18 protein-coding genes and 1 riboswitch are annotated in these 25,007 nt (G+C 63.2%); of the genes, 9 read left to right on the top strand and 9 right to left on the bottom strand.

Annotation, left to right across the window (positions count from 1 at the left end):
• Positions 1-64 precede the first annotated feature (64 nt).
• Positions 65-2,983, bottom strand: a complete 2,919-nt coding sequence (locus J3A64_RS13005; protein WP_210064478.1) for a chitobiase/beta-hexosaminidase C-terminal domain-containing protein — start codon at positions 2,981-2,983, stop codon at positions 65-67.
• A gap of 121 nt (positions 2,984-3,104) precedes the next feature.
• On the bottom strand, positions 3,105-3,896 hold the full coding sequence (locus J3A64_RS13000) for a gamma-glutamyl-gamma-aminobutyrate hydrolase family protein (RefSeq protein WP_011773782.1): 792 nt from the start codon (positions 3,894-3,896) through the stop codon (positions 3,105-3,107).
• Between the two features lie 61 nt (positions 3,897-3,957).
• Between J3A64_RS13000 and J3A64_RS12995 the strand changes: the two genes are divergently transcribed.
• Positions 3,958-5,091, top strand: coding sequence for an LOG family protein (locus J3A64_RS12995; RefSeq protein WP_210064477.1), 1,134 nt, complete (start codon positions 3,958-3,960; stop codon positions 5,089-5,091).
• A gap of 19 nt (positions 5,092-5,110) precedes the next feature.
• Here the strand turns inward: J3A64_RS12995 and J3A64_RS12990 are convergent, their stop codons facing one another.
• The 3 genes from J3A64_RS12990 to J3A64_RS12980 all read right to left on the bottom strand — a co-directional run bounded on the left by J3A64_RS12990 (position 5,111) and on the right by J3A64_RS12980 (position 8,302).
• Positions 5,111-6,112: a matrixin family metalloprotease gene (locus J3A64_RS12990; RefSeq protein WP_014920939.1), complete on the bottom strand. Its 1,002-nt coding sequence runs from the start codon at positions 6,110-6,112 to the stop codon at positions 5,111-5,113.
• Between the two features lie 53 nt (positions 6,113-6,165).
• A complete protein-coding gene (locus J3A64_RS12985) occupies positions 6,166-7,002 on the bottom strand; it encodes a matrixin family metalloprotease (protein ID WP_011773785.1) in 837 nt (278 codons plus the stop codon).
• Positions 7,003-7,144: 142 nt separating this feature from the next.
• Complete coding sequence (locus J3A64_RS12980) at positions 7,145-8,302, bottom strand: VIT1/CCC1 transporter family protein (protein ID WP_011773786.1); 1,158 nt, start codon at positions 8,300-8,302, stop codon at positions 7,145-7,147.
• 255 nt (positions 8,303-8,557) lie between these two features.
• Here J3A64_RS12980 and J3A64_RS12975 point away from each other — a divergent pair, with 255 nt between their 5' ends.
• Complete coding sequence (locus J3A64_RS12975) at positions 8,558-8,749, top strand: hypothetical protein (protein WP_014920943.1); 192 nt, start codon at positions 8,558-8,560, stop codon at positions 8,747-8,749.
• Here J3A64_RS12975 and J3A64_RS12970 read toward each other — a convergent pair.
• Entirely contained in the window at positions 8,746-9,075 is a 330-nt protein-coding gene (locus J3A64_RS12970) for a hypothetical protein (protein ID WP_011773788.1), read from the bottom strand. The two genes, J3A64_RS12975 and J3A64_RS12970, sit on opposite strands and share 4 nt — an antisense overlap.
• A 16-nt stretch (positions 9,076-9,091) precedes the next feature.
• Positions 9,092-9,211: riboswitch (SAM riboswitch) on the bottom strand.
• 355 nt (positions 9,212-9,566) lie between these two features.
• Positions 9,567-11,084, bottom strand: a complete 1,518-nt coding sequence (locus tag J3A64_RS12965) for a sodium:solute symporter (RefSeq protein WP_187329925.1) — start codon at positions 11,082-11,084, stop codon at positions 9,567-9,569.
• Between the two features lie 266 nt (positions 11,085-11,350).
• Between J3A64_RS12965 and J3A64_RS12960 the strand changes: the two genes are divergently transcribed.
• On the top strand, positions 11,351-11,926 hold the full coding sequence (locus tag J3A64_RS12960) for a helix-turn-helix domain-containing protein (RefSeq protein ID WP_011773790.1): 576 nt from the start codon (positions 11,351-11,353) through the stop codon (positions 11,924-11,926).
• A 28-nt stretch (positions 11,927-11,954) separates the two neighbouring features.
• On the opposite strand, the gene J3A64_RS12955 is transcribed toward J3A64_RS12960, so the two are convergent.
• Both J3A64_RS12955 and J3A64_RS12950 read right to left on the bottom strand, forming a co-directional pair.
• Positions 11,955-12,860 carry a type IV toxin-antitoxin system AbiEi family antitoxin domain-containing protein gene (locus tag J3A64_RS12955; protein ID WP_043805849.1) on the bottom strand — a complete coding sequence of 302 codons (906 nt, stop codon included), beginning with the start codon at positions 12,858-12,860 and terminating at the stop codon, positions 11,955-11,957.
• Between the two features lie 251 nt (positions 12,861-13,111).
• Positions 13,112-15,085, bottom strand: coding sequence for an APC family permease (locus tag J3A64_RS12950; protein WP_011773792.1), 1,974 nt, complete (start codon positions 15,083-15,085; stop codon positions 13,112-13,114).
• Between the two features lie 221 nt (positions 15,086-15,306).
• Between J3A64_RS12950 and speB the strand changes: the two genes are divergently transcribed.
• From speB to J3A64_RS12920, 6 genes are all read left to right on the top strand, one after another.
• Positions 15,307-16,377 carry an agmatinase gene (speB, locus tag J3A64_RS12945; protein WP_011773793.1) on the top strand — a complete coding sequence of 357 codons (1,071 nt, stop codon included), beginning with the start codon at positions 15,307-15,309 and terminating at the stop codon, positions 16,375-16,377.
• Entirely contained in the window at positions 16,374-18,077 is a 1,704-nt protein-coding gene (locus J3A64_RS12940) for a thiamine pyrophosphate-binding protein (protein WP_011773794.1), read from the top strand. Before speB ends, J3A64_RS12940 begins: the two co-directional genes overlap by 4 nt.
• A 223-nt stretch (positions 18,078-18,300) precedes the next feature.
• Positions 18,301-18,783, top strand: a complete 483-nt coding sequence (locus tag J3A64_RS12935; RefSeq protein ID WP_210064476.1) for a MarR family winged helix-turn-helix transcriptional regulator — start codon at positions 18,301-18,303, stop codon at positions 18,781-18,783.
• Positions 18,784-18,793: 10 nt separating this feature from the next.
• Complete coding sequence (locus J3A64_RS12930) at positions 18,794-20,842, top strand: MFS transporter (protein WP_210064475.1); 2,049 nt, start codon at positions 18,794-18,796, stop codon at positions 20,840-20,842.
• Positions 20,843-21,144: 302 nt separating this feature from the next.
• Entirely contained in the window at positions 21,145-22,878 is a 1,734-nt protein-coding gene (locus J3A64_RS12925) for an ABC transporter ATP-binding protein (protein WP_011773797.1), read from the top strand.
• Positions 22,875-24,953, top strand: a complete 2,079-nt coding sequence (locus tag J3A64_RS12920; RefSeq protein ID WP_014920953.1) for an ABC transporter ATP-binding protein — start codon at positions 22,875-22,877, stop codon at positions 24,951-24,953. Before J3A64_RS12925 ends, J3A64_RS12920 begins: the two co-directional genes overlap by 4 nt.
• The last annotated feature ends 54 nt before the right edge of the window (positions 24,954-25,007 follow it).

Genomic DNA, 25,007 nt, shown 5'->3' with positions numbered 1-25,007 from the left:
GTAGCTGACGCGGGCCGAAGAGTCTGGGGGAAAACTCCGACCCGCGCCAGGTCTATGGGGCTGGCTAGGCGATGATCTTCAATGCCTGCCAACCGGTGCCGAGGCTGATGGGTGGTACGGTGCTGAACGCTCCGCTGCCTGTGCCCGGGTACAGCCACAGGGTGTCTCCGATGCGGCCTACGACGTCGTTGCTGCCATCGCCGTTGAGGTCGCGGGGCCCGGCTATCGATGTTCGGTTGTCCCAACCCGTGGAGATTTGCTTCCACTGGAGCCATCCGCGGGTTCCGTTTCCGGGGTAGAGCCAGAGGGCGCCCGTGTCCGAGCGTCGCGCCAGCACGTCTCCCTTTCCATCTCCATTAAAGTCCCCCGTGCTCAGAATTGCATTCATCACGTTCCAGCCGGTTCCAATGGTTGTGGGTGTCCTCTGACCGCCGGTTCCGTTGCCTTCGTAAAGCCGCAACTCACCGGAGCTCAGCCGGCCAATGAAGTCCGGAATACCGTCGCCGCTGAAGTCGCCGGGGGAGAACAACTGGCTCATGGTGCTCCACCCGGTGCTGACCTGAACCCGCGCTCCGAAACTGCCTACGCCATCGCCCGGGTAGAACCACAGGACGTCGCCTGCGCGGGCCAGCAGGTCCGGTTTGCCATCCCTGTTGAAGTCACCGGGAGTGATGGCCTCATTCACCGTTGACCACGCCGGTGCCGCCAGGGCTACCTGCCGTGTCAGAACGCCGCCTGCGCCGTCGCCTGGATACAGGTACAGGTTGCCGGCGGTATCGGAGGCAAGGACATCGGCTTTGCCGTCGCCGTTGAAATCATGGGCCGACGGCGGTCCGGCTGCGGGAACGGTGTACGTCTGGCTGCCCACGGTCGAGGTGTTGCCGGACGTGTCCACCCCGATGTACTTAAGGACGAGGTTGGAACTTCCCATGACAATCGGAGCCGCGTACTTGATGTTTGTGGCTGATTCCGTTGCCGTGGGCGTGCTGCCGTCGGTGGTGTAGTAGATGGCAGCGCCGGGTTCATTCGCCGAGAGGGTGATGGTGGCCCCGCTGGCCAATGCGCGGCCGGTGGGGTTGGCTGTCACCGTGGGAGCCGTGGTGTCCGGCGGAACCGTGTACGTCTGGGTGACGACGTCGGAGACGTTTCCGGCAGGGTCCGTGGCGAAGTATTTCAACGTCATGGGAGCCGTGCCGGGGAACGCTATCGGTGTTGAGTACACCTGCCCGGCCGTCAACGGGTCGGTACCATCGGTGGTGTATTTGATCACCGAGTTCGCTTCATTGACCGTGAGGGTGATGGTGGTGCCGGGAGCGTAGGCGCCGCCCGCCGGGTTCGCCGTTACCACCGGTTTAGTCACATCCGGGCCGGTGGAGTATGTCTGGGTAACCACGGCGGAGGGATTGTTCGCAGAGTCCACCGCGAAGTACTTCAGGGTCAACGGGCCATTCACAGTGATGGGGGTGGCGTATTTGCTGCTGGCCACTGTGGGAGTAGACCCGTCCACTGTGTAGTAGATGGAAGCTGGCTCATTCACGGTCAGTGTGACCTTTTGCCCGATGTCGTAGGTGCCACCCGCGGGTGTGGCTGTCACCACGGGGGCAACGACGTCCGCGGTGATGTGTGCCTCGAACTCAGACAGGCCCACATTGGTGGTGGTGCCGCTGACGGAGCTGATGGTGAAGCGCACGGAGCTGACCGTCCTGGCAGGAAAGTTCACGGTCAGCCCGGAGCCGTTGTTCGGCAGGGCAGCAACCGGGACAGTGCTGCCATCAGAGAAGACAAGGTTGCCGCCGGTTACGTGGTCACTTGGTAGCGGACGATCAAAAAGCGTCACGGCGTTGATGGTCCGCGCAGGGGTGAAGTTGTACTGGATCCAGCTGCCGGCCTTGCCCCCGTTGGTGACCCACTCGCGGTTGGCGTCCATGGGAGTGCCCCAGGCATATCCATCCCGCGCTTTCTCTGGACTTTGTCCCGAGGCTCTCTGAGAGGACGCTGAGACGGTTGTTCCCGCCGATTTCGCCGCGTTGCCGGTCCACTCGATGGCTGTAATGTACTGCCGTTTGAGCCAGTCGCTGTACGGCACGTCCGGGCAGATGTTCCCGCACAGGAACTCATCGAATTCGGCAAAGTGCCTGAAGGTGTTGACCTTACTGGTGAGTTCGGCGCCAGTGACGTTTTGCGCGTACTCGTCGATGACATAGGCATCGTAGGCGGACGAGGTATGCGGTCCGGTGTAGGCGCGAGTGGCTAACTGACCGAATTTTGCCGCAGCCCAGTGGTCGCTGTGGTCATAGGGGGTGGTGAAATTGCCTGTCCAGTCCTGGGTGCGGAACGTGGTGGGTTTGTAGTTGGCCACCAGCCGGTTCAACACAGTCTGCAGCAGCGATTTTGAATACGTGGCCGATCCGTCCACAGGCCGAATTGAAGAAATGCGTCCGTCCCACAACTTCAGGATGCTCTGGCCATTGAAACGGCTGCTGCCATTGCCGTTGGGGAAGCCGTCTGGAAGCCTCAGGAAAACCACCGAGATATTCGGCGCCGCGTTGAGCGTGTGGACAGTCACCGGTCGCTCGGGTACACCGGCGTCCGAAGCCGTCCATGCATTGGCGACCCCCGCCATCAAGGCGTAGCTTGACCGGATCCCGTCCTCAAGACCGGCCCAATACGATTGGCCTTCTCCGGCGTCGCCCGCTGTGAGGTAAATCGTCTGGACGCAACGCTTTGCTTGGACATCCCGCATGAAATCGGGGCTGATGAAGATCAGGTCGTCGTCCGTATGGGCAACGATCTGCTGGGCACCGCCGGTCCCGGGACAAGGGGGTACGGCTGCCGAGGCGGGCGTGGCAAATCCGAAGACAAACGAGGAAAGGGCAACAGAAAGGCCCAGCAGGAATCCCAGGATCCGCCGGACCAATGAACGAGTGCTGATGAGTGATGGGCGAGTATGACGACGAGCGTATTTCGGACGGTCCACAACCATGCTCCTTGAGCAGATGTTGGGCCCCCCAGCCGGCAAACTTACGACGCCCCCAGGACGTCATTTCGAATGGAGTTATTGCTGCCCCGATGATCAGAGGTGGTGAAAATCGATGCAGTGAGCGCTACTGTACTCCCGTGGATGGGCCATGGGTAGGGTTCCGGCAAACATCCACAAAGTTCTGGAACGGCAGCAACCGCTCGGCGTCGGGCAACTGGGAAGCCTCCGGATGCCATTGGACCGAAACCACCCACCGTGAAGGGTCTTCCAAGGCTTCCACGGTTCCATCGTCTGCCACGGCAGTGACCAGGAGGCCTTCACCCACCCGGGACACGGCCTGATGATGTCCGGAGGCGATCTTGATGGTGCTCCCCTCAGGGGATCCATACAGCCCCGCAGTCTTGGAACCGGCCGTCAGGAGCACGTTATGCCAGGCCCATTCGCTGGCCTCGGGATCGTGGGGATCCAGGCCGTTGTGGTTCACTGCCGACGGTGCCATGTCCTGGATCAGCGTTCCACCGTAGAGGACGTTCAGCAGTTGGTGGCCGCGGCAGACGCCCAACAGCGGCAGACCGGCGTCGATGGTTGCCCGGGCAACATCCATGTCCAGATGGTCCTGCTCGGGGTTGACATCGTAAAGGGACGCGTCAGGGTCCTGCCCATAGAGGCGCGGGTTGATGTCGCCGCCCCCCGGCAGCAGGACGCCGTCGAGCGTTTGCATCTCGGTGGCCAAGCGCCCGGCGCTGTCAGCCAACACCGGGGTCAACAGCACCGGTTGCGCGCCGGCCTCACGCAACAGGTCCACGATGAACGTAAAGAGCTCGTTGGCTTCACCCACCCGGGCGTCTGGGGCGTCCGAACTGCTGAGACGGACCGGGACGCCGATACGCGGCCGAACAACTTCTGAACTCTTCATGCTTCATGATGCACCGGATCAAGGCCCGGCACACAAACGGCTGCACCACTACGCTGAAACCATGAACCGCTCCGGAGCTTTGAACCCGAGTCCGCGAACTCTCGACGTCGAAAGCGTGGTCCACTTCCACCAGCTGGTGAGTGCAGGGGCCGGCTCCATGAACGGCTGGCACGCGCAATCGCTGGACCTTCGGGGCCACTCGCGGGACCTCAAAGCCTTGAACCCCCAAGGTGCGATTTTCCTGGGGTGCACTTTCGACGACGGGGTGGAGGAGAGCCTCCGCCGGCGGGGAGCGCTCATCTTCCCCAAGCTTCACAATGTGCCGTTCAATCCCTACCGCGGCGGCGTTTACACGGCCAGTGAACTGTATGAGGGCATCGCCGTCACAGAGTATGAATCCACCCTGGATGCCCGCGTCTACCAGTGGAGCATCCTCCCCGGGCAACGGGGCAGCCTGGACGCCACCCTCGCAGCGGCCCTGCACGACCACGCGATCGGCGACGCCCTGGACGAACTGCTGGACCACGGGGCACTCGCCGGGACCAAGCTGGTGGGTGTCATGGGAGGACATGCCGCGCAGCGCGGCACCAAAGAATTCGCCGACGCCGCAAAGCTGGGACGGTTGCTGGCACAGGCGGGCCTTACGGTGGCCACGGGCGGGGGTCCCGGCGCCATGGAAGCCGCCAATCTCGGCGCCTACTTGAGCGGACTGCCCGACGCCGACTCCACTGTCGCGCTTGAGGATCTCGCCGCTGTGCCCGGGTTCAGGCCCTCCGTGACGGCTTGGGCGCGGCAAGCAGCCGCCGTCGTCGAACGTTATCCGGACGGCACCCCGACGCTCGGCATTCCAACATGGTTCTATGGTCATGAGCCGCCCAATCTCTTTGCCACGCACATCGCCAAGTACTTCGCCAACGCTGTCCGCGAGGCCATCCTGCTGGAGCTCTGCGACGGCGGCATTGTGTTCCTCCCGGGCGCGGCCGGAACGGTGCAGGAAATTTTCCAGGACGCGTGCGAGAACTACTACGGAGCCCCGGAGACCATCACACCTATGGTGTTGGTAGGGCGCGAACACTGGGAACGGACTTTCCCTGCCTGGCCCATGCTGCAGAGCCTCGCCGCGGGGAAGCCCATGGCGGACAAGATCTTCCTGGTGGACACCGTGGAGGATGCGCTCGCGGTGGTAGCCGGGTAAGTGGTGGCCGGCTAGCCCCTTAGAAATCCTTGCTGCAAGGACCCGTGCCCAGCTGGGCGAGCCCTGTCCGGTCGCCTGCGGCGAATCCGCGGACCCAGGACGCTTGGTCGAACATGAGTTGCCGGGGATCGTCCACGTGGTCCAGGCCCAGGAGATGTCCCAGCTCATGCATGATCACAGCCACGCCGATCTCCTCTCCGCTGGGTGCGTCCACGATCTCCGCGAATTGTGGCGCATCCAAGGACACGGTGCCTGTCACATAGGCCTTGTAACCGTTGCTGAGGCCAATGGAGGAGCTGCCACCAAGGCCCACGGTCTGCCCGGTCAGACGCGGAACCTGCTCCGGTGTGCTCCAGGCAATAAGCACGGGCGCCCAGCGGTCCCCGTACCTTTCGGGCTGGTATCCGGGCCTGGTGGGGGAGGGAACTTCGGAACTGGGTCCGTCATAGATGAACTTCAATCCCGTGGCTTCGCTGGCCTGTCTCACGGCTTCCTCCACCAATGGCTGCCAGGACGGCGGGGCCAGGTCCGAGTTGACCACGTAGTGGATGGGCCTGCAGGGAGAGTAGGCCAGCGGGGTTCCGTCTTCCTTGACGGCCAGGAACTTGTACGAGGAACTGGTGCGGCCCAGTGGTCCCGGCGTGCCGAGCGGCGCGTCGGCTTCCTCGAGTCCCGGGATCGGGTCCTGGCGTTGGCCGAACGGTACGAGCCCGGGCCGGGGTGCCTGGCTCTGTGTGGCGGACGATCCGTAGAGGAGGTGCTGGAGTTCGCCGCTGAAATAGGCTCCTGCGCACACCAGACCGAGGACGCCGAAAAGGAACAGGATGGCCGCGATGCTGCTGTGCTTGATCGGCGGCCTGACCGGGGGAGGCTCCGGTGGGCGCGGGGTATGCGGAAGGTAACTCGGACGAGGGGGATCGTGGTCCGGCCACTTGGGCGACCCATAAGGTTCCATGGAACCCCCTGACGTGGAGGCCGCGACGGAAGGTGGGGCGCCGCCGTCGGCCGTATTCGCCAGCATAAGTCCCACCCCGCCGGGAGTCCATGCCGCGAGTGCTTGGAGTGCGAAGGCGCTTAGATGTCCTTGCGGCAGGGCGCCGAGGCAAGAAGGTACAGGCCGTTCAGGTCGCCCGCCGCGAGTCCGTCGGGTGCGCCGATCTCCGGGTACATGAGTTGGATCGGATCATCCACGTGGTCCAAGCCCATCACATGGCCTAACTCGTGTTGCATGACTGCCAGGACGTAGTCGGCCCCGCCGGGACTGGCCAGCAGTTCCGTTACCTGCGGAGTGTCCAGCTCCAAGCTCCCGGTGATGTAGCTTTTGGGGCCCTTGTTGAGGGAGTACATGGTGCTGCCTCCGGTCCCGATGACGTTCTCGGCCAGGGCCGGTGCCTCCACGGGTGTGGTCCACGAAATCAGCAAGGGAGCCCACCGGTCACCGTATTTGGACGGCTGGTAGGGTTCGCGCCGGTCTACCGGCACCTCGTCCGTGGTGCCATCGTTGACGAACTGGATGCCGGACGCAGCGGATATATTCGCCAAAGCGGTGGCCAGCAGGTCATCGGAGCCGGCAGGTGCGGACGCGTTGTTCACGACGTAATGAAGCGGACGGCAGGGCGAATAGCCCACCGGAGTGCCGTCGTCGTTGGTGGCCAAAAACTTGTACGAATCGTTGGTGGTTCCCGGCGCCGAAGGGGAGGCCAGCGGGGCGTCCGCTTCCTCACGTCCGGGCGGCGGTGCGTCAGGGGCGCGTGCCGGTTCCGCTTCGCCCGGCCCGTCCTGCGGTGAACCCGGAACGCTGACGCCCGGGAACAGCGCGGTGATGCGAGGGTCGCCCTGAAGGAATCCGCTCACCAGCACGGCGACGACGGCGGCAATGACGGCCATGAGGACGCCGCGGAGAATACGCACGGCTGTTCTAGTGCGTCGGTGCCTGGGCGCACGCGTTGCTTCCCGCTCCGGGTCCACGGTTCTCCATTCCTGATGCCCTGGTCACGCGGGGCAGCGCGGAGGACGAACCAACATTACGGTCTCCGGACCGAGCCGTCCAAACTTAGACGATAGCCGCGCCGAACGCCAGACCCAGCCCGTACGTGGCCGCCGCCGCTCCCAGGCCAATGGCAAGCTGCCGCAGCCCGCGGCTCAGCGGCGAGGTTCCGGACAACAACCCGACGACGGCGCCAGTCGCCAGGAGCGCGATGCCCACCAGAACGCCGGCCACCAGCAAGGCGGCGATGCCCGTCATGCCGAAAATGAACGGGAGGATGGGCACGATGGCGCCCGAGGCGAAGAAGCAGAAGCTGGACATCGCAGCGCCCCATGCTGAACCCACGGACTCGTGGTCGTCAATGGGTGGCTTCTCCGGCTGCAAGGAGAGGCTTGGGTCGCAGTCGCAGCTGAACAGTCCCATGCGCTCGGCAGCGCGGTGCTCCGCGGCTTCGCGCGTCATGCCCCGGGCCAAGTACACCAGGACCAGTTCGTTGTGCTCGATGTCCAACGACGGCGCCGCGGTCAGAGTGGCCTGCGTGGGCAAAGTGGCATTAAGGAGTTCCCGCTGTGAGCGGACTGAGACGTATTCGCCCGCACCCATGGACAGCGCACCGGCCAGGAGACCCGCCACGCCACTCATGAGCACCACGGGGCTGGGCACTCCGGTTGCGGCCATGCCCATGACCAGGGAAAGGTTGCTGACCAGGCCGTCGTTGGCGCCAAAAACGGCGGCGCGGAACGTTCCGGAGAGCCTGTTGCGACCACGCGTGGCAAGGCCCCGGACTACTTCTTCGTGGATTTGTTCATCTGCCACCATGGCAGGCGTCGCGGCAGGTTCGGTTCCGTACGGGGAGCGGCCTTCAGCGCGCTGCGCAAGGGCGAGCACAAACACGGAGCCGAAGTTACGGGCCAGGAAGCCCAGGAACCGGCTGCGGCTGGACGCTGCCTTGGGCATTCCGGCGTGCTCGCCAAGGAGCTTGAGCCAATGGGCCTCGTGCCTGCCTTCGGCCTCGGCCAAAGCGAGCAGGATTTGGCGTTCTTCGCCGTCGCGCCGCTGGGCAAGCTCCCGGTAGACGGCGGCCTCGGCACGCTCATCGGCCAGGTACTGGCGCCACCGGCGGATGTCCGCGTGCGAGGGAGGCGCGGCTGCTGATTCGGGGGCTGCTGAGCCGGGGGTGGGGTCCGGAGCTGGGCTCGACGAACTGTGGGATTCCTGGTGCATCTGCACTTTGTCTCCTGTGCTGGGTGGGGTAGTTGCGGCCCCATTGCACGCCCCACACTACCGCTTATCCGCGCGGATTTTTGGCTGGTATTCCTCAACTGGAATGTTCGGTGCACCGTAATTTCCTTGACCCTTGCCCGTGCCGGTGCTCAGATGGAAGGACAGGGACGGGGCCCTCCCGCCACTGGATTCTGCATTCGGGTCAACGGGCCGAATCGGCCCGGCAGAACCGGCCCACGAGACGGAGGTTGCACCATGAACACCACCGAATCACACGCCAACTACCCGGAGCGGACAACCATTGAGTCCGACCCGGCCTACGACTACGCCGAAGACCAGGAAGTGGATGAGCCCTGGGTTGAGGAAGTGGACGCCCCCGAGGACGACGAACGTGTGGTCCCCCTCGACGAAACCGAAGAATTCCGCGACGAGGATGAGGAAATCTAGGATGGATGGTCGCGGCTCAGTGTGAAGTGACGTTGGAGGCCCGCCCGCTTCCCGACGGCCGCAACAGTCACCGTCAGCGTCCTTGACGCCTCACACCAGCGCGTCGGCAGTATGGCTTTGGCCAATGCTTGCGCGATCAGCTGCGGCTCGGGATATGCGAACTTCCCTGTCCGGGCCTTTGTCGTGATGGTCACCGTGCCAAGGAAGAGGTCGACGGCGGGAATCACCGGGACCGTGGGCGTTTTCGCCGGGGTTCCTGGTGCTTCCAGGATGCTGGGTGTTTTTGGGGTGCTTGCTGCCGGGGTGGTATCGCCTTGGTACGGCAAGGGACTGCTCCTTGGGAGAGTGCTCTTGCCCGCTCGGTTGTCTCTGGTCCGGGACGGGCCGCTTCCTCATCCGAACCACCCGTGAACATGGGGTTGGTGTGTGGCCAGTCGGAGCTTGGCACCACATCTCTTGAAGCTGGGACCACCCTATCCCATGGCTGCCCGGACGACCCGTTGCGGGGCCCGTTCTGCGGCCTGCTTTGCGCACTTTGGGGTGGTCTTTGCGTGTAGAGCGGGCTTCCAAGGGTGGGGGCATGCGTTGTGGGGCCTGCTTTGCGCGCTTTGGGGTGGTCTTTGCGTGTAGAGCGGGCCTTCCAAGGGGTGGGTGTGTGTTGTGGGGCCTGGTTTGTTGTGCGGCCTGCTTTGCGCGCTTTGGGGTGGTCTTTGCGTGTAGAGCGGGCCTTCCAAGGGTGGGGGCATAACGCAACGGCGGCGCCGCCCCGAAAAGGGGAGGCGCCGCCGTCGAACTTTGTTAGTTTCTTTGTGCCTGCCTAGGAAGCCGGCGTGGTGAGCTCTTCCTCTGCCACGCGGGTGCCGGCCACACGGTCCGTCCACGCCTTCATGACGGCCGGATCGGTGGGCTTGCTCAGCAGCGAGACCACTACGTACACCGCAGCCGAGGCGATCAAACCGAAGTAGATGGGCTCGTTGGCGTAGATGCCGTCAAGAGGAACTTCGGCGTTGATCTCGAGGATGATCATGGTGCCCAGGGTTATCACTGAACCGGCCGCCATGGACCATGCTGCCGCGATGCCCGTTCCGCGCTTCCACACCAAGCCACCGATGATGGCTACCAGCAGGCCGCCCACCAGGATGTCGTAGGCGATGGTCAGAGCGGCCACAACGTCCTTGGTGGAGATGGCGATGATGATGGCTACGATTCCCAGTCCGAGGACCCAGTAGCGGTTGGCCTTGACGTCGTGCTCAGGGTTGTCGGAGTCGGACGTGTCCACCTTCTTGCCGAACCAGCTGGCAACGAAGGGCATGACGTCGGCGCGGGCAACGGTGGCGGCAGCGATCAGTGCGCCGGAAGCCGTGGACATCATGGCGGCGACAGCTGCAGCGAGTACCAGGCCGCCGATGCCGATGGGCAGGAGGCGGGTAGCCACTTCGGCATAGACGTCATCCTTGGCAGCGATCTCCACACCGGAGAGGGCCACGCTGGCAGCCATGCCGATCAGGGCACCGGCGAAGCCGTAAAGGATGCAGTAGACGCCAGCGGTAGCACCGCCCCAACGGGCAACCGTGGGGGTCTTGGCGGTGAAGACGCGCTGCCAGATGTCCTGGCCGATCAGGAGGCCGAGTGTGTAAACGACGAAGTAGGTGATGATCGTCTGAAGGCCGATGCCACCGATGTCGAAGAAGCTCTCATCGACGCGGGCGCGGATGCCGTCGAGGCCACCAGCAGCGTTCAGTGCGAAGGGGAGCATGAGGAAGAAGATTCCCACCGTCTTGATGACGAACTGGACCTGGTCGGCCAAAGTGATGGACCACATGCCGCCGATGGTGGAGTAGACCAGGACGATTGCGCCGCCGATGGCGATGGCGAGCCAACGCTCCCAGCCGAAGAGGACCACGAAAATGGTGGCGTAGGCGCCGGTGGACGTGGCACACAGCATCAGTGTGTAGGCCAACATGACGATGCCCGAGGTCTGGGTTGCGGTGCTGCCGTAGCGGAGAGTCAGCATCTGGGAGACCGTGTAGATCTTGAGCTTCTGGATGGTTCCGGCGAACAGAAGGCTGAGCAACAGCACGCCTGAGCCGATGGCCACCACCAGCCACATGCCGGAAATGCCGAACTTGTAACCGAGGCCGACGCCGCCCACGGTGGATGCGCCACCGAGGACCACTGCGGCCATGGTGCCGGTGTAAAGGAAGGGTCCCAGGCGGCGGCCGGCCACCAGGAAGTCACTGTTGTTCTTGGTGCGGGACTTGCCCCACCAGCCGAATGCCAGCATGGCGAGCAGGTACACCACCACGATTGCGATGTTTATAGCCGAAGATTCCATGAACGGTCCTTGGAGCTGATGCACGGAGGTTGGGGTTTTCGACGATACTCCTGCGAAGCGTCGAAGTCTCTGTGCTGACGATTGGAGATTGGGGATGTGTTGTGTGCCTCACAGACAACACTTGTTGCCTATGAGGATATGTTGTGATGGGAGTAACAGTCAAGATCCTTTGGTCATGCTTCCGCGTATTCTGGCGCTCTTGGCCTGTCTCCCGGCTACTATTGCTCCAATGACAGGGCCACATGACAGGCCTGAAAGGTTCGTGAATGAAGGCTCTACCCGTTGAACCGAGCAATATCCCAGTTGCCATCGGTTCCAGAATCCGCGCAGCCCGGCAAGCGCAGCGCCTCACCATCGAGCAAGTGGCGGATGCTACCGGATTGACCAAGGGCTTCCTCAGCCGTGTGGAGCGGGACCTGACGTCGCCGTCGGTTGCCTCGCTGGTCACTCTGTGCCAAGTGCTTTCCGTCTCCGTGGGCGACTTGTTCGCAGCTCCGGAGACCCACCTGACCAAGCGCGACGACGGTCCCCGCATTTCCTTGGGCGGCCAGGGCATCGTGGAGCGTTTATTGACCGCCCGCTCCGAGCGTCGCTTGCAGATCCTGCAGGCAACCATTGAGCCGCGTGGTCGCGGTGAAAACGAGCTCTACGCCGTGGACTGCGACGTAGACGTACTGCACGTGGTCAAGGGGCGGATCAAGCTCATCCTGACCAATGAAGAGTACGACCTCGAAGAAGGGGACACCCTCTCTTTCCCAGGCCGTGAACCCCACACCTGGATCAACCCCACGGACGAGACCGTCGAGGTGCTGTGGGTCTTGGTGCCGGCGGCGAGCCGCTAGTTCCACCCTTCGCTGCGCTCCCTCCCGGTTAGCTCCGGTATTGGAGCCGGGGGAGTGGGCTGAACCCTGGAAACCCGGGGCTCACTGGTGCTAGGTTGCCCACCAACCGGGCAGGATCGTCACGACGCCGCTTGAGAACCGCCTGGATCTCCGCGATCACGCGCTCCGGTTCGAACCAGATGACTTCCGGTGGGTACCTCAGGACCAAATACCCGTTGATGGTGGAGGCGTTGTTTCGTGCCAAGTCGTTGCGGAGGGACTTTCTGTCGGAGTGAAACGCGAAGCCGTCCACTTCGACGATGAGGAATTCTTCGAGCAGGAGGTCGACGCGCCCGATGCCAGGTATTGCCACCTGGGCGTCGAAGGCAATTCCGTGTGTGCGGAGCAGGTGCTGTGCATCGACCTCCACAATGGACTCTGCACGCAGGTCGAGATCCTTGAGCGCGTTGAGGACGGGACGCGACCTGTCTCCACGCAGCTGTTCCTTCAGCAGGTCCAGCGGCACTCCGTGCAGTCGAATCGCCGAGACGGCCATTGCCGTTGAAGCGGGCGGCTCCAGGCAAGCCATGGCGTGAAGCACCACATCCTCCACCGCGGCGATTGGGAGGCTGGGATGGGGATCGAACCTGATGGTTCTGTGCCTGACGAAGCCGGTGCCGTGACCGTGATTGCATGCCAGATGGTGGAGATCAGGTGCTTTGCGTATCCACAATCCGTAGTGTTGGGCAGCGCTGGCGCAGGAGACATAGGAGTTGTAGCGGAGGGCAGTTGCCAACTCGGGTCTGTGCTCAGCAAGGATGAAGATTCCCCGCCGTGGTTGTTTCGCCCCCTGGCTTGGAAGGCGGGCGAGGTCCCTGCGGGAATAGCCTGCGGCCAGGAGTTGTCCGGTCCGAGCCACGCCGCCTACTTTTTTGAGGTACTGGAGGGCGTCCATCGGACCAGTCCACAGGCTTCCAAGGTCCCACGAAATGACGCACTTGCCGTATGTGGGCAACTCCTGCCGACGCTCCATCCCGGTTTGAGCCGCTGGTGGCAGCGCTCCTCCCCGGTTGCCGGAGCCCTTCGTTCCACAAGCCAAGCGGAACGCGCGAAATCCGGGGAGGGGCGCAGCCTGCGAGGGGACGAACCGGGAAGGGGCGCAGCCTGCGAGGGGACGAACCGGGAAGGAGCGCGCGGATCGGGCGGCTAGCCCACGTGCACCCACGGCCGTCGGGTGATGTCAGGCTCGGCCTCCCTGAGCACTTCACGGGTCACCGGTGCGATCTCTCCCTCGCCGAAGAAGAGGAACTTGCTCAGGTTGGAGATCGGGTTTCCCTCGGTCCAGCGGAAGTAGATGTGCGGCATGAATCCTGTGACGTCGCGGATGTGGAGGAGTACTGCGGCCACGGTGTTCGGCACGTTGTTGCTGTGCACTTCCAGGATTTTGAACCCGTGCCTCAGCTTTCCCACAACCTGGAGCTCCTGTTCGAAGTCCGAGCTGTCGTCCACAATGACCTCGATGAAAACGGCGTCGCAGTCAACGGGCAGGTGGCTGGCCTGCTGGGCGTGCTGAAGCTTCTCCCTGTATCGGCTGGCGCTGAGGTGCTTGGGCTCGTGGGCGATGATGCGCACGGGGCCGTCGCCGGCGTTCGCCGTGAATTCAAGGGCTTTCTCGTCCATCTTGATATGGGTAGCCCTGAGTTCGAAGGCGCGGCGCATCCGGGACGTGAAACTGACAACCAAGATGCCCAGGATAAAGAGGGCCGCAATCTTCAGGCCGTCGGGGCGCTCGATCGAGTTGACCACGGTGGTGTAGATGAACACGAGGGAGATCAGTCCGAAGCCTATGACTTGAGCCCGCTGCTTCTTTCGCCGGGCGGACAGGGTTACTGCTATGGAAGCTGAAGTAATCAGGACCAGCACGCCGGTGGCATAGGCGCCACCCTGAGCGTTGACATCCGCCTGGAAAATGATGGTGACGATGAAAGCTATGGCTGTGAACACCAGGACAAGCGGGCGGAGAGCCCGGGCCCATGCCGGCGCCATGCCGTAGCGGGGCAGGTAGCGGGGGACGAGGTTCAAGAGTCCGGCCATGGCTGACGCTCCGGCGAACCAGAGGATGGCGATGGTGCTGATGTCGTAGACAGTTCCGAAGCCGTCGCCGAGGAACTTGTGCGCAAGGTAGGCGAGCGCGCGGCCTTCGGCCTTGCCGCCGTCCTGGAATTCGGCGGCGGGGATCAGCATGACGGTGGTGAAGCTGGAGGTGATGAGGAAGGAGCTCATGATGATGGCTGCGGTGGTCAGGAGCTTATGGGCACCTTTGATGCGGCCGGCAGGGTTGGCTTCGGTATCTGACGCGTGGCCCTTGATCTGGGGCATGACGGCGACGCCGGTTTCGAATCCGGAGAGTCCCAGTGCCAGGCGTGGGAAGACCAGGAGTGCCAAAGCGATCATCATGATCGGATCTCCGTGGGATGTGGTGAGCGCGCTCCACCAGTCGGTAATGACGCGGGATTCGGTGAAGAGGTGGGTCATGGACACGGCGATCACCACGAGGTTCAGGGCAAGGAATGCGCCCACCAGCACCACAGCCACGTTGATGGCTTCCTTGAACCCGCGCAGGAAGACGATGCCGAGGCCTGCGATCAGCGCGATCGTGATGACCACCTGCTGGCCTTCCAGGAAGTGCGGGGCGAAGGGGTTCTCGATGAGGTGGGCCGTGGCGTCGGCGGCGGAGAGCGTAATGGTGATCATGAAGTCCGTGGCGGCGAAACCAAGAAGAGCGAGGACGAAGAGCTTGCCTCCCCAGCGGGGAAGCAGGCGTTCAAGCATGGCGATGGAGCCTTCGCCGCGGGGGCTTTCCTTGGCTACGCGACGGTACACGGGGAGGGCGCCGGCCAGGGTTGCGAACACCAGGAGCAGGGTGGCCAGCGGGGACAGCAGTCCAGCGGCGAGGGCGGCGATGGCCGGCTGGTAGCCGAGGGTGGAGAAGTAGTCCAGGCCGGTGAGGCACATGACCTTCCACCAGGATTGGGGTTTATGTGAGTCCGATGGGCGGCCGTGGGGTCCCTGCCGCTTCCCTGATGTGTCCGGCATTCCTTCCAGCAGCCATGGTTTGAGCTTGAAGGAATGTTTGGGCTTATCGGCTGGGTCGGCCGGAGGCCTCGTCAGGGTGGTCACGGTGTCCTTTCGTGCAGCAGGATGCTGCTTCCGCTAGGAGCGTATGGCCGCGTTCGACGTCGGGACCCCGGTTTTTATGGAATCTTTACGCCCGCTGTGACCGGCATCTCATGACGCACGCACTCAAATCTGACTTGTAAACAAGTGATGCTTATTAGGCAACTTTGAGTGTATGATGGGAGTCACAACCAGTGATCCATCTACTCAAGGAGTGGCATATTTTGGAAGAGCTCCGTATTGAGGCCAACGGGAACCTCGGCCCCATCGATTCATCCCGCATCCCGCGCTACGCCGGTGCCGCCACCTATGCCCGCCTGCCCCGCCTGGACCAAGTCTCGAAGGCCGACGTCACCGTTGTTGGCGTCCCCTTCGACTCCGGCGTTTCCTACCGCCCCGGCGCACGTTTCGGTGCCAACCACGTACGTGAGGCCAGCCGCCTGCTGCGTCCGTACAACCCGGCGTGGGACGTGAGCCCGTTCGAAAACATCCAGGTTGCCGACGCCGGCGACATGGCCGTGAACCCCTTCAATATCAATGAGGCTATTGAGACCGTCCAGCAGAACGCGCTGGACCTCACAGCTAACGGCAGCAAGCTGGTCACCCTTGGTGGCGACCACACCATCGCCCTCCCGCTCTTGAGGGCAGCAGCGGAACGAGCCGGCGAGCCCATCGCCATGCTCCACTTTGACGCCCACCTGGACACCTGGGACACGTACTTCGGCGCCGAGTACACCCACGGCACCCCGTTCCGCCGTGCGGTGGAAGAGGGCATCCTGGACACCGAGGCCATCAGCCACGTCGGTACCCGCGGACCCCTCTACGGCAAGAAGGACCTCGATGACGACCACCGCTTCGGCTTTGGAATCGTCACTTCCGCCGACGTCTACTACCAGGGCGTCCTGGAAACGGTCGCGAAGATCCGGGACCGCATCGGCAACCGCCCGCTGTATATCTCAGTGGACATCGACGTCCTGGACCCGGCCCACGCACCCGGCACCGGCACCCCCGAAGCCGGCGGCATCACCAGCCGCGAACTCCTCGAAATCATCCGTGGCTTCCGCGGCATGAACCTCGTGGGCGCGGACATCGTGGAAGTTGCCCCGGCCTACGACCACGCAGAGATCACCGGTGTTGCAGGCAGCCACGTGGCCTACGAGCTCGTGACCCTCATGGCGGATAACGCCGTGGAAGGCGACCGGCTCGGCGCCCCCAACGGTTACGCGCAGCAGGCACTCGGTGCCCGCATCGCGGAGCTCGCTCAGGCAACCGGAGCAGCCGGAGACCAGCGATGATCGATTTCGATCCCGGCACAGCAGCCCCCACCAAGGGGACCAACCAGCGCAACGGCGGGGACCTCGTCGTCGAGACCCTTGAAGCGCTTGGCGCGAAGACTGTCTTCGGTATCCCGGGCCAGCACGCGTTGGGTCTCTTTGACGCCATGGGCCGCGGCAACCTGCACTTCGTTTCCTCCCGTGTGGAGAACAACTCGGCGTTCGCAGCGGACGGCTACTCCCGTGCCACCGGCGAAGTTGGTGTGCTGTTCCTGTCCACCGGACCCGGCGCGCTGACGTCTCTGGCAGGCTTGCAGGAAGCTTACGCCACGGGTGTTCCGATGGTGGTGGTGGCCAGTCAGATCCCGCTCGACGGTCTGGGCGCACGCCGTAAGGGCATGCTGCACCAGCTCGATGACCAGAAGGCCTCGGCCGCGAACGTCACCAAGAGCCAGCGACTGATCCAGCACGCCTCGGGCATCCCGTCGGCCATCCAGGACGCCTGGACCGAAGCGATTTCCTCGCCTCAGGGCCCGGTGTGGATCGAAATCCCGCAGAACGTCCTGCTGGACCCCATCATGGTCCCGCCGGTTGAAGACGCGCTCGCCGAGGCATTCGACAACCCGCCGCGCGTCGAGCTGATTCGCGAGGCCGTGAAATGGCTTTCGACGGCGGAACGCCCGGCGATCATCGCAGGCGGCGGTACCCGTCGTGGCCGGGCTGAGAAGTCGCTGCTCTCGATCGCCGAGCAGCTGCGCGCTCCGGTCATCTGCACCCCCGGCGGCAACGGTGCCTTCCCCTGGACCCACGAGCTTTCCCTGCAGTCGTGGATCGAGGACCGGTACATGACCGATGTCCTGGAAGACGCCGACGTCCTGATCGTCATTGGCTCGTCCCTGGGTGAGGTGACCTCGAACTACTTCACCTTCGAACCCCGCGGACGGATCATCCAGATTGACGCCGAACCCCGCGTCCTCGAATCCAACCGGCCGGGATTGGGCATCCGTGCCGACGCCGGCCAAGCCCTCGCAGCCTTGGACGAAGCCCTCGCAGCAGCAGGGGCCGCGGCCACGGCCACGCGCTCCTGGCACGGAACCAGTCCGGAAGACGTGGTCAAGGACTCCCTGGCCAAGGTCAAGGCACGCCTGGAATCACAGGACCTGGCCAAGGAACTGAAGTTCATGGCCGACATCCGTGAGGCAGTTCCTGCTGACATGCAGACGTTCTGGGACATGACCATCTCCGCGTACTGGGGCTGGAGCTGCTGGGACGCCCGCGAGGGCCAGTTCCACTCCGCCCAGGGCGCCGGTGGCCTCGGCTATGGTTTCCCGGCAGCAATTGGTGGTGCCGTGGGGCTGGAGACCACCGGTAAGCCAAGTCGTGTGCTTGCTGTGTCCGGTGACGGCTCCTCCATGTACTCCATCTCCGAACTCGCTACCGCCAAGCAGCACAACGTCCCGGTCACTTGGCTGATCGTGGACGACGGCGGCTACGGCATCCTTCGCGAATATATGGTGGGCGCCTTCGGCCAAGCCACTGCCACCGAGCTCGCCCGCCCGGACTTCGTGAAGCTTGCAGAGTCCTTCGGTGTCCCGGCACGCCGGGTTGCCCCGGAGGAAGTGGGGGACGCGCTCAAGGCGTCCTTCGAAGCGGACGGACCCAACGTCGTCGTGGTTGAAACGCTCCTGAAGATGTTCGGCCCCACACACTTGGACGACTAAGTAGACGCAGCCAGCCCCCGTACGGTGATCCGTGCGGGGGCTGTTCGCGTTTAACCGCGGGGCCGAGTTCGCGGGAAGCCGTTGAATTCGCCCGGAGCTTTGCGGCGTGTTGGCACTCTTCCCGCGTTCTCAGCGCCTGATGCCCGAATCTTATCTTTAGTTTCCCAAAGCAATCATTCTGCGTTATAGTTGCTTTAGGCAAACAAAAAGAGGGGTGTTTCGCATGTCCGTCGGTTCTGCCACAGCAACCGATCTTGTGCATCAAATCTTCGACCTCCAGCGCACGCTGCGCTGCGTGGTCACCGCCCACATGGCCCGCGTTCCCGACGTCGGCATGGCGTTGCAGGGAGTGATGCGGTTCGTCGGCGAGGGGGAGACCCGCGCTACGCAGCTCGCCACCCGACTCGGTGTCAGCGCCCCGGTCCTGAGTCGGCACATCACTGAACTCGAGGAGCTTGGTTTTGTGGTCAGGCGTCCTGACCCTGCGGACGGACGGGCCCAACTTCTTGCCCTCACGGAGGAAGGCGCGGCGAAACTACGCGAATTCGAAGAACAACGCAGCGTGAGACTGCGGGATTACCTGGCGGATTGGAGCGAGGCTGACGCCCTTGAGGCCTCCCAGGTGATCAACAAACTCACTGTGTCCCTCAAGGACTCAATCCGGGCAACGGCGGCCGGCTCCATCACAACAAACCAGACAGCTTAGGAGCCCACGCATGGCTACACCAGCAGTACAACACCCGAAGGCGGTGGACGCCTCAGTTAACAAGGCCGCCGCGCCCATGACCCACCGGCAGATCATGGAGGCACTGACTGGCCTCCTCGCAGCCTTCTTCACGGCAATCCTCAGCAGCACGATCGTCGCTAATGCGCTGCCCACCATCATGTCCGAGCTCAAGGGCACCCAAACCGACTTCGCCTGGGTCATCACGGCCGCGTTGTTGGCCAACGCTGCCACGACGCCCATCTGGGGCAAGCTCGCGGACCTTTTCGACAAGAAGCTCCTGGTCCAGCTGAGCATCATCATCTTTGTGGCCGGCTCAGTGATGGCCGGCCTGTCCGAAACCATTCCCCTGCTACTGACCGCCCGCGTGATCCAAGGCGTGGCGATGGGTGGCCTCACCGCCTTGGCGCAGGCGATCATCGGCTCCATGATTCCCCCGCGTGACCGCGGCAAGTACTCCGGTTACATGGGTGCCGTCATGGCCGTCGGCACGGCCGGTGGCCCACTGTTGGGCGGCTTCATCGTTGACAGCCCGCTCGGCTGGCGCTGGACGTTCTTCGTCTGCGTGCCGCTCGCCGTCGTCGCGCTCATCCTGCTCCAGGTGACGTTGAAGATCCAGCACATCAAGCGGCCCGCCAAGATCGACTGGCTCGGCTCCATCCTGCTGACGTCCGGTGTGAGCCTGCTCCTCATCTGGGTTTCCTTCGCCGGCAACCCGGACTACTACGACTGGTTCTCCTGGCAGTCCGCCCTCATGGTGGGCGGCGGCGTGGCCCTGCTGGCAGTCCTGGTGTACGTGGAAACCAAGGTTGCGCAGCCGATCATCCCGCTTAAGATCATCTCCGAGCGCACCACGGCCTTGGCCATTGTTGCCTCCGTTGCCGTTGGTATCGCCATGTTCGGTTCCTCCACCTTCCTGGGCCAGTACTTCCAGGTTGCCCGCGGCGCTACGCCCACCGAGGCCGGCCTGCTGACGCTGCCCATGATCGCCGGAAACCTCATCGGTTCTGTCGCGTCCGGCATCCTGATCAGCCGTTTCGGTAAGTGGAAGAGGTTCCTGATCGCAGGCTCCGTCCTCCTCATTGGTGGCCTCGCGTTCGCCGGAACCATGGACCACACCACTGAACTGTGGATTGTGGCGATCTACACCGGCGTGTTTGGCCTTGGACTCGGCATGCTGATGCAGAACCTGGTGCTCGCTGTTCAGAACACCGTCCAGGCGAAGGACATCGGAACCGCCAGCGCTTCGGTGGCGTTCTTCCGCTCGGTAGGTGGCGCGATTGGCGTATCCGTCCTCGGTGCCATCATGTCCAACCACGTCAAGGACCTTGCCGTTGAGGGAATGACTGCCGCAGGTATTCCTGCCCAGGGCGGTGGCGCTGGAGCCAGCATGGACCTGGCGGACATGCCCGCCCCCATCGCCGAGATCATGCGGGCAGCCTACGGTGACGCGACCGCGCAGATCTTCCTGATCTCCGCGATCATCAGCGTCGTGGCTCTACTGGCTGTGCTGTTCATCAAGGAGCGTCCGTTGCGCCGCACGGTTGATGCCGCTCCGGAAAAGGAACTCATTGCCACAGCGTCGGGAGACGCCGGAATGTCGCTGGACACGGCGGCCATGGACGCAGTGAAAGCGTCCGACGACGGCGCGCGCCGCATGGGTGCCCACCCCGCCGTTCCAGGGGGCGGCAGCCAGGTTCCCAGTGCGGAGTCCGGAACCGATCTTGACCTCGAGTTTGCTCGGATCCTCACGCAGGAACGACCCCAAGGTGTAGCCGACGTGAAAGAAGTTCAGGAGCAGTTGTCCCGAACGCAGTACGTCCTGGCCGAACAGCAGCTACAGCTCAGCCGAGCCAACGTGGAGCTGCAGGCCCGTTTGCGGGAGCAGCAAACCATTGCGGAGCAGCAGGCCCACACCGCGGAGGAGCTCGCCGCGATCCGCAAGGAACTCAAGCGCGAACGGCGGCAGCAGGAGCGCATGGCGTTGTTGCTCCTCCAAGGCGTCGAAGCACGTTCGGACCACGGCAAGCACGCGGGCTAACTCCACTACGGATCCTGCCCTTGTTCGTCACGCCCGGCGTACTACGCAGGGCGTGGCGGACAAGGGCGGGACCGGAAGCGCCGGCTGGGTGACCAGCCGGCGTTTTTGTTGCCTGCAGCGGCCCTGGTGCCTGCGGCAGCGGGAGCACCCGCGACACGGGAAATACTCCGCTGGGATGATCTTTTCCGTAAGTTGTTTCGCCCGGGCAACGGATTTCGTAGAGTGGGGAGGCTAATACTGTCAGCCCCTGCTGCCAAACTTCTCTTAACTCATTCACGCACTTTTTCTAAGGACCCGTGGGCATGCTTGTCACCCTTATACGGCGCTACTCCAAGCCGTATTTGCCGCAGATTGTGGCTGTGCTGATTTTTCAGTTGGCGTCCACCATCGCCACGCTCTACCTCCCCAGCCTCAACGCCAAAATCATTGATGAGGGAGTTTCCCGCGGAGACACCGACTTCATCTGGCAGACCGGGGCGCTCATGCTCGGTGTCGCCCTTGGACAGGTGCTGACCGCGATCATTGCCGTGTACTTCGGCGCCCGTGTTGCCATGGCCATCGGCAGGGACCTGCGCCGGAGCGTCTTCCGGCAGGTCAGCAGCTTCTCCGCCCAGGACGTCAACCGTTTTGGTGCGCCCACGCTGATCACCCGCGGCACCAATGACGTCCAGCAGGTACAGATGCTGGTGCTCATGGGCCTGAACTTTATGGTTTCCACGCCCATCATGTGTGTTGGCGGCATCATCATGGCCCTCCGTGAGGACCTCAACCTCTCTTGGCTCGTATGGGTTTCCGTTCCGGTCCTGGTGGCCGTTGTGGGCTACCTCGTCGTCCGCCTGATGCCGCTGTTCCGTTCCATGCAGACCAAGATTGACGCCATCAATGGCGTGCTCCGCGAGCAGATCATCGGTATCCGCGTGGTTCGTGCCTTTGTGCGTGAGCCCCACGAGGCAAAGCGATTCGGTGACGCCAACGAGGACCTCACCGCAGTGTCCGTGAAGATCGGCAACCTGTTCGTCCTGATGTTCCCGGCCATCGGCATGATCCTGCACCTGTCTACGGCTGCCGTGCTGTGGTTCGGCGGACAGCGCGTAGACTCCGGCGACATGCAGGTGGGTGCGCTCACGGCCTTTCTCCAGTACCTGTTGCAGATCCTGATGGCGGTCATGATGGGAACGTTCATGGCCATGATGATTCCCCGCGCGTCCGTCTGTGCGGACCGCATCGGCGAGGTGCTCGACGTCGAGCCCTCCATCCACAACCCCACCTCACCGCTGGTACCGGCCGAGAAAAAGGGGCGCGTGGAGTTCCGCGACGTCACGTTCAAGTACCCCGGTGCTGAGGCGCCGGTGCTGAGCAACATCTCTTTCACCGCGGAACCAGGAAAAACCCTGGCCATCATCGGCTCCACGGGCGCGGGAAAAACCACCCTGGTTTCACTGCTGCCGCGGCTTTACGATGTCGCCTCCGGTGACGTATTGCTCGACGGCGTGCCTGTCACCAAGATGGACGCATCCGAGATCACCAGCCGCGTTTCCGCGGTGCCGCAGAAGCCGTATTTGTTCTCCGGGACCATCGAGCACAACCTGCGCTTCGGCAAGCCCGATGCCACCGACGACGAACTGTGGGATGCATTGGAGACAGCACAGGCCAAGGGCTTCGTCGAAGAAAAGTCATCCGGCTTGAACCGGCGGATCGCGCAGGGTGGCACCAACGTTTCCGGTGGTCAGCGCCAAAGGCTGTCCATTGCCAGGGCGTTGGTCACCAAGCCGAACGTGTACCTGTTTGACGATTCGTTCTCCGCCTTGGACGTCGCAACCGACGCCAGGCTGCGCAAGGCCCTGAAGGCCAAAACACGGGACGCCACGGTCATCATCGTGGCCCAGCGCGTCTCAACCATCGCGGACGCTGACGAGATCCTTGTGCTGGATAACGGCCGGATCGTTGACCGCGGAACGCACGACGAACTCCTGGAGACGTCACCCACGTACCAGGAAATCGTTGAATCCCAGCTGAGCGTGGAGGAAGTGGCATGAGCGAGCAGAACCAGCAAAAGAAGCGTGGCTGGGCTGCCAAGGCAGAGGCCGCCAAGGATGCCAAGGCAACAGCCGAGGCTGAGGTGGCAACCGAGGCGCTTGATGACGACGACTTCGTTGAGGAGGAGTACGTCCCCTCTGAAGCCGACGGCGGCATGTTCGGCGACGTCCCGGCCAAGAAGGCCAAGGAGTTCTGGCCGTCCGCCAAACGACTCATGGGTCTGCTGAAGCCCGAGAGCGTTGGCGTGTACATCGTGATCGGCCTCGTCATTGTCTCGGTAGTCCTCAACGTGATTGCTCCCAAGGTCCTCGGCAGCGCCATGGACGTTATTTTCGGCGGCGTCATGGGCAAGCAGATCCCGGAGGGGGTCTCCCAGGAGCAGTTCGTTGAACTCATGCGCCAGCAGGGCCAGGGCAACTTCGCGGACATGGTTTCCAAGATGGAACTCACCAACGGGATCGACTTCCCCAAGCTGACGTTCCTGATTTCGATCGTGCTCCTGATGTACTTTGTGGCCAACATCTTCCTGTGGGCCCAGGGTTGGTTGCTCAACAGGATTGTCATGCGGGTCATCAAGCAGCTCCGCAACGACGTCCAGGCCAAGCTCAACCGACTCCCGCTGAACTACTTCGACACCCGCCAGCGTGGCGACATCCTGTCCCGCGTGACCAACGACGTCGACAACGTCCAGCAGGGTCTCCAGCAGGCGTTCTCCCAACTCGTCAGCTCCGTTCTCACAGTCCTGGGCATCACGGTGATGATGTTCATCGTGTCCTGGGAGTTGGCGCTCATTGCTTTGATTGCGTTGCCGCTGTCCGGCATCGTTGCGGGCGTCATTGGTGCCCGCAGCCAGAAGCTTTTTGCCGCTCAGTGGAAGAACACCGGCGCACTCAACGGCCAGATCGAGGAATCGTTCTCCGGCCACGACCTCGTGAAGGTGTTCGGCCGCGATGCCGACATGCTGGAGCGTTTCGACGAGAAGAACGAAGAACTCTATAAGGCATCCTTCGGTGCACAGTTCGTGTCCGGCGTGATCTTCCCGGCCATGAACTTCGTGTCCTACCTTTCCTACGTCGGCATTGCCGTGGTGGGTGGCCTCCGCGTTGCCTCGGGCTCCATGAGCCTCGGCGACGCCACGGCCTTCATCCAGTACTCGCGCGAATTCACCCAGCCGTTGGGCCAGATTGCGGGTATGGCCAACATGCTGCAGTCCGGCGTCGCCTCCGCTGAGCGCGTCTTCGAGTTCCTGGATGCCGACGAAGAGGTTGAAGAGACCGGCACGCGCCACCTGCCCTCCAAGACCGACGGCCATGTTGAGTTTGAGCATGTCTCGTTCAGCTACGTGGAGGACAAGCCGCTCATCGAAGACCTGTCCTTCGCTGCAGAACCTGGTCACACCGTCGCGATTGTCGGCCCCACCGGTGCCGGCAAAACCACCTTGGTGAACCTCGTCATGCGGTTCTACGAGCTCAATGCCGGCCGGATCACCTTGGACGGCGTGGACATCAAGGACCTCAGCCGCGCGGAGCTGCGGTCCAAGGTGGGCATGGTGTTGCAGGATGCCTGGCTCTTTGGCGGGACCATCTACGACAACATCAAGTACGGCAACCTGGATGCCACCGAAGAGCAGATCATGCAGGCAGCCAAGGCCACCTACGTGGACCGCTTTGTGCGTGCCCTTCCGGACGGTTACCAGACCATCATCGACGAAGAAGGCAACAACGTCAGCGCCGGTGAAAAGCAGCTCATCACCATCGCCCGTGCCTTTGTCTCCGACCCTTCGTTGCTGATTCTGGATGAGGCCACGAGCTCTGTGGACACGCGAACTGAACTGCTGTTGCAGAAAGCCATGGCTGCCCTCCGCACTGACCGGACGAGCTTCGTGATCGCCCACCGCCTCTCCACTATCCGGGACGCGGACACCATCCTGGTGATGGAGAACGGCAAGATCGTGGAGCAGGGTAACCACACCCAGCTGCTCGCTCAGCAGGGCGCGTACTACCGCTTGTACATGTCCCAGTTCGCGGGTGAGGAAGAGGCCGCAGTGGACGACTCGACGGCGGTGCACAGCTGAGCGCTGAGGCACTGAAGGAGTCCATGGCACCCCGGCGCCTGGAGGTCCTGGTGC

Origin of the sequence: Pseudarthrobacter sp. PvP004 (assembly GCF_017876035.1) — a bacterium.
In the GTDB taxonomy this organism is placed as follows: domain Bacteria; phylum Actinomycetota; class Actinomycetes; order Actinomycetales; family Micrococcaceae; genus Arthrobacter; species Arthrobacter aurescens_A.
This window is presented reverse-complemented; position numbering and strand designations above follow the sequence as displayed.

Coding starts and splice junctions, on each gene's coding strand:
- J3A64_RS13005 (WP_210064478.1), bottom strand. CDS start 2,983: ATGGTTGTGGACCGTCCGAAATACGCTCGTCGTCATACTCGCCCATCA.
- J3A64_RS13000 (WP_011773782.1), bottom strand. CDS start 3,896: ATGAAGAGTTCAGAAGTTGTTCGGCCGCGTATCGGCGTCCCGGTCCGT.
- J3A64_RS12995 (WP_210064477.1), top strand. CDS start 3,958: ATGAACCGCTCCGGAGCTTTGAACCCGAGTCCGCGAACTCTCGACGTC.
- J3A64_RS12990 (WP_014920939.1), bottom strand. CDS start 6,112: ATGCTGGCGAATACGGCCGACGGCGGCGCCCCACCTTCCGTCGCGGCC.
- J3A64_RS12980 (WP_011773786.1), bottom strand. CDS start 8,302: ATGCACCAGGAATCCCACAGTTCGTCGAGCCCAGCTCCGGACCCCACC.
- J3A64_RS12975 (WP_014920943.1), top strand. CDS start 8,558: ATGAACACCACCGAATCACACGCCAACTACCCGGAGCGGACAACCATT.
- J3A64_RS12965 (WP_187329925.1), bottom strand. CDS start 11,084: ATGGAATCTTCGGCTATAAACATCGCAATCGTGGTGGTGTACCTGCTC.
- J3A64_RS12960 (WP_011773790.1), top strand. CDS start 11,351: ATGAAGGCTCTACCCGTTGAACCGAGCAATATCCCAGTTGCCATCGGT.
- J3A64_RS12955 (WP_043805849.1), bottom strand. CDS start 12,860: ATGGACGCCCTCCAGTACCTCAAAAAAGTAGGCGGCGTGGCTCGGACC.
- J3A64_RS12940 (WP_011773794.1), top strand. CDS start 16,374: ATGATCGATTTCGATCCCGGCACAGCAGCCCCCACCAAGGGGACCAAC.
- J3A64_RS12935 (WP_210064476.1), top strand. CDS start 18,301: ATGTCCGTCGGTTCTGCCACAGCAACCGATCTTGTGCATCAAATCTTC.
- J3A64_RS12930 (WP_210064475.1), top strand. CDS start 18,794: ATGGCTACACCAGCAGTACAACACCCGAAGGCGGTGGACGCCTCAGTT.
- J3A64_RS12925 (WP_011773797.1), top strand. CDS start 21,145: ATGCTTGTCACCCTTATACGGCGCTACTCCAAGCCGTATTTGCCGCAG.
- J3A64_RS12920 (WP_014920953.1), top strand. CDS start 22,875: ATGAGCGAGCAGAACCAGCAAAAGAAGCGTGGCTGGGCTGCCAAGGCA.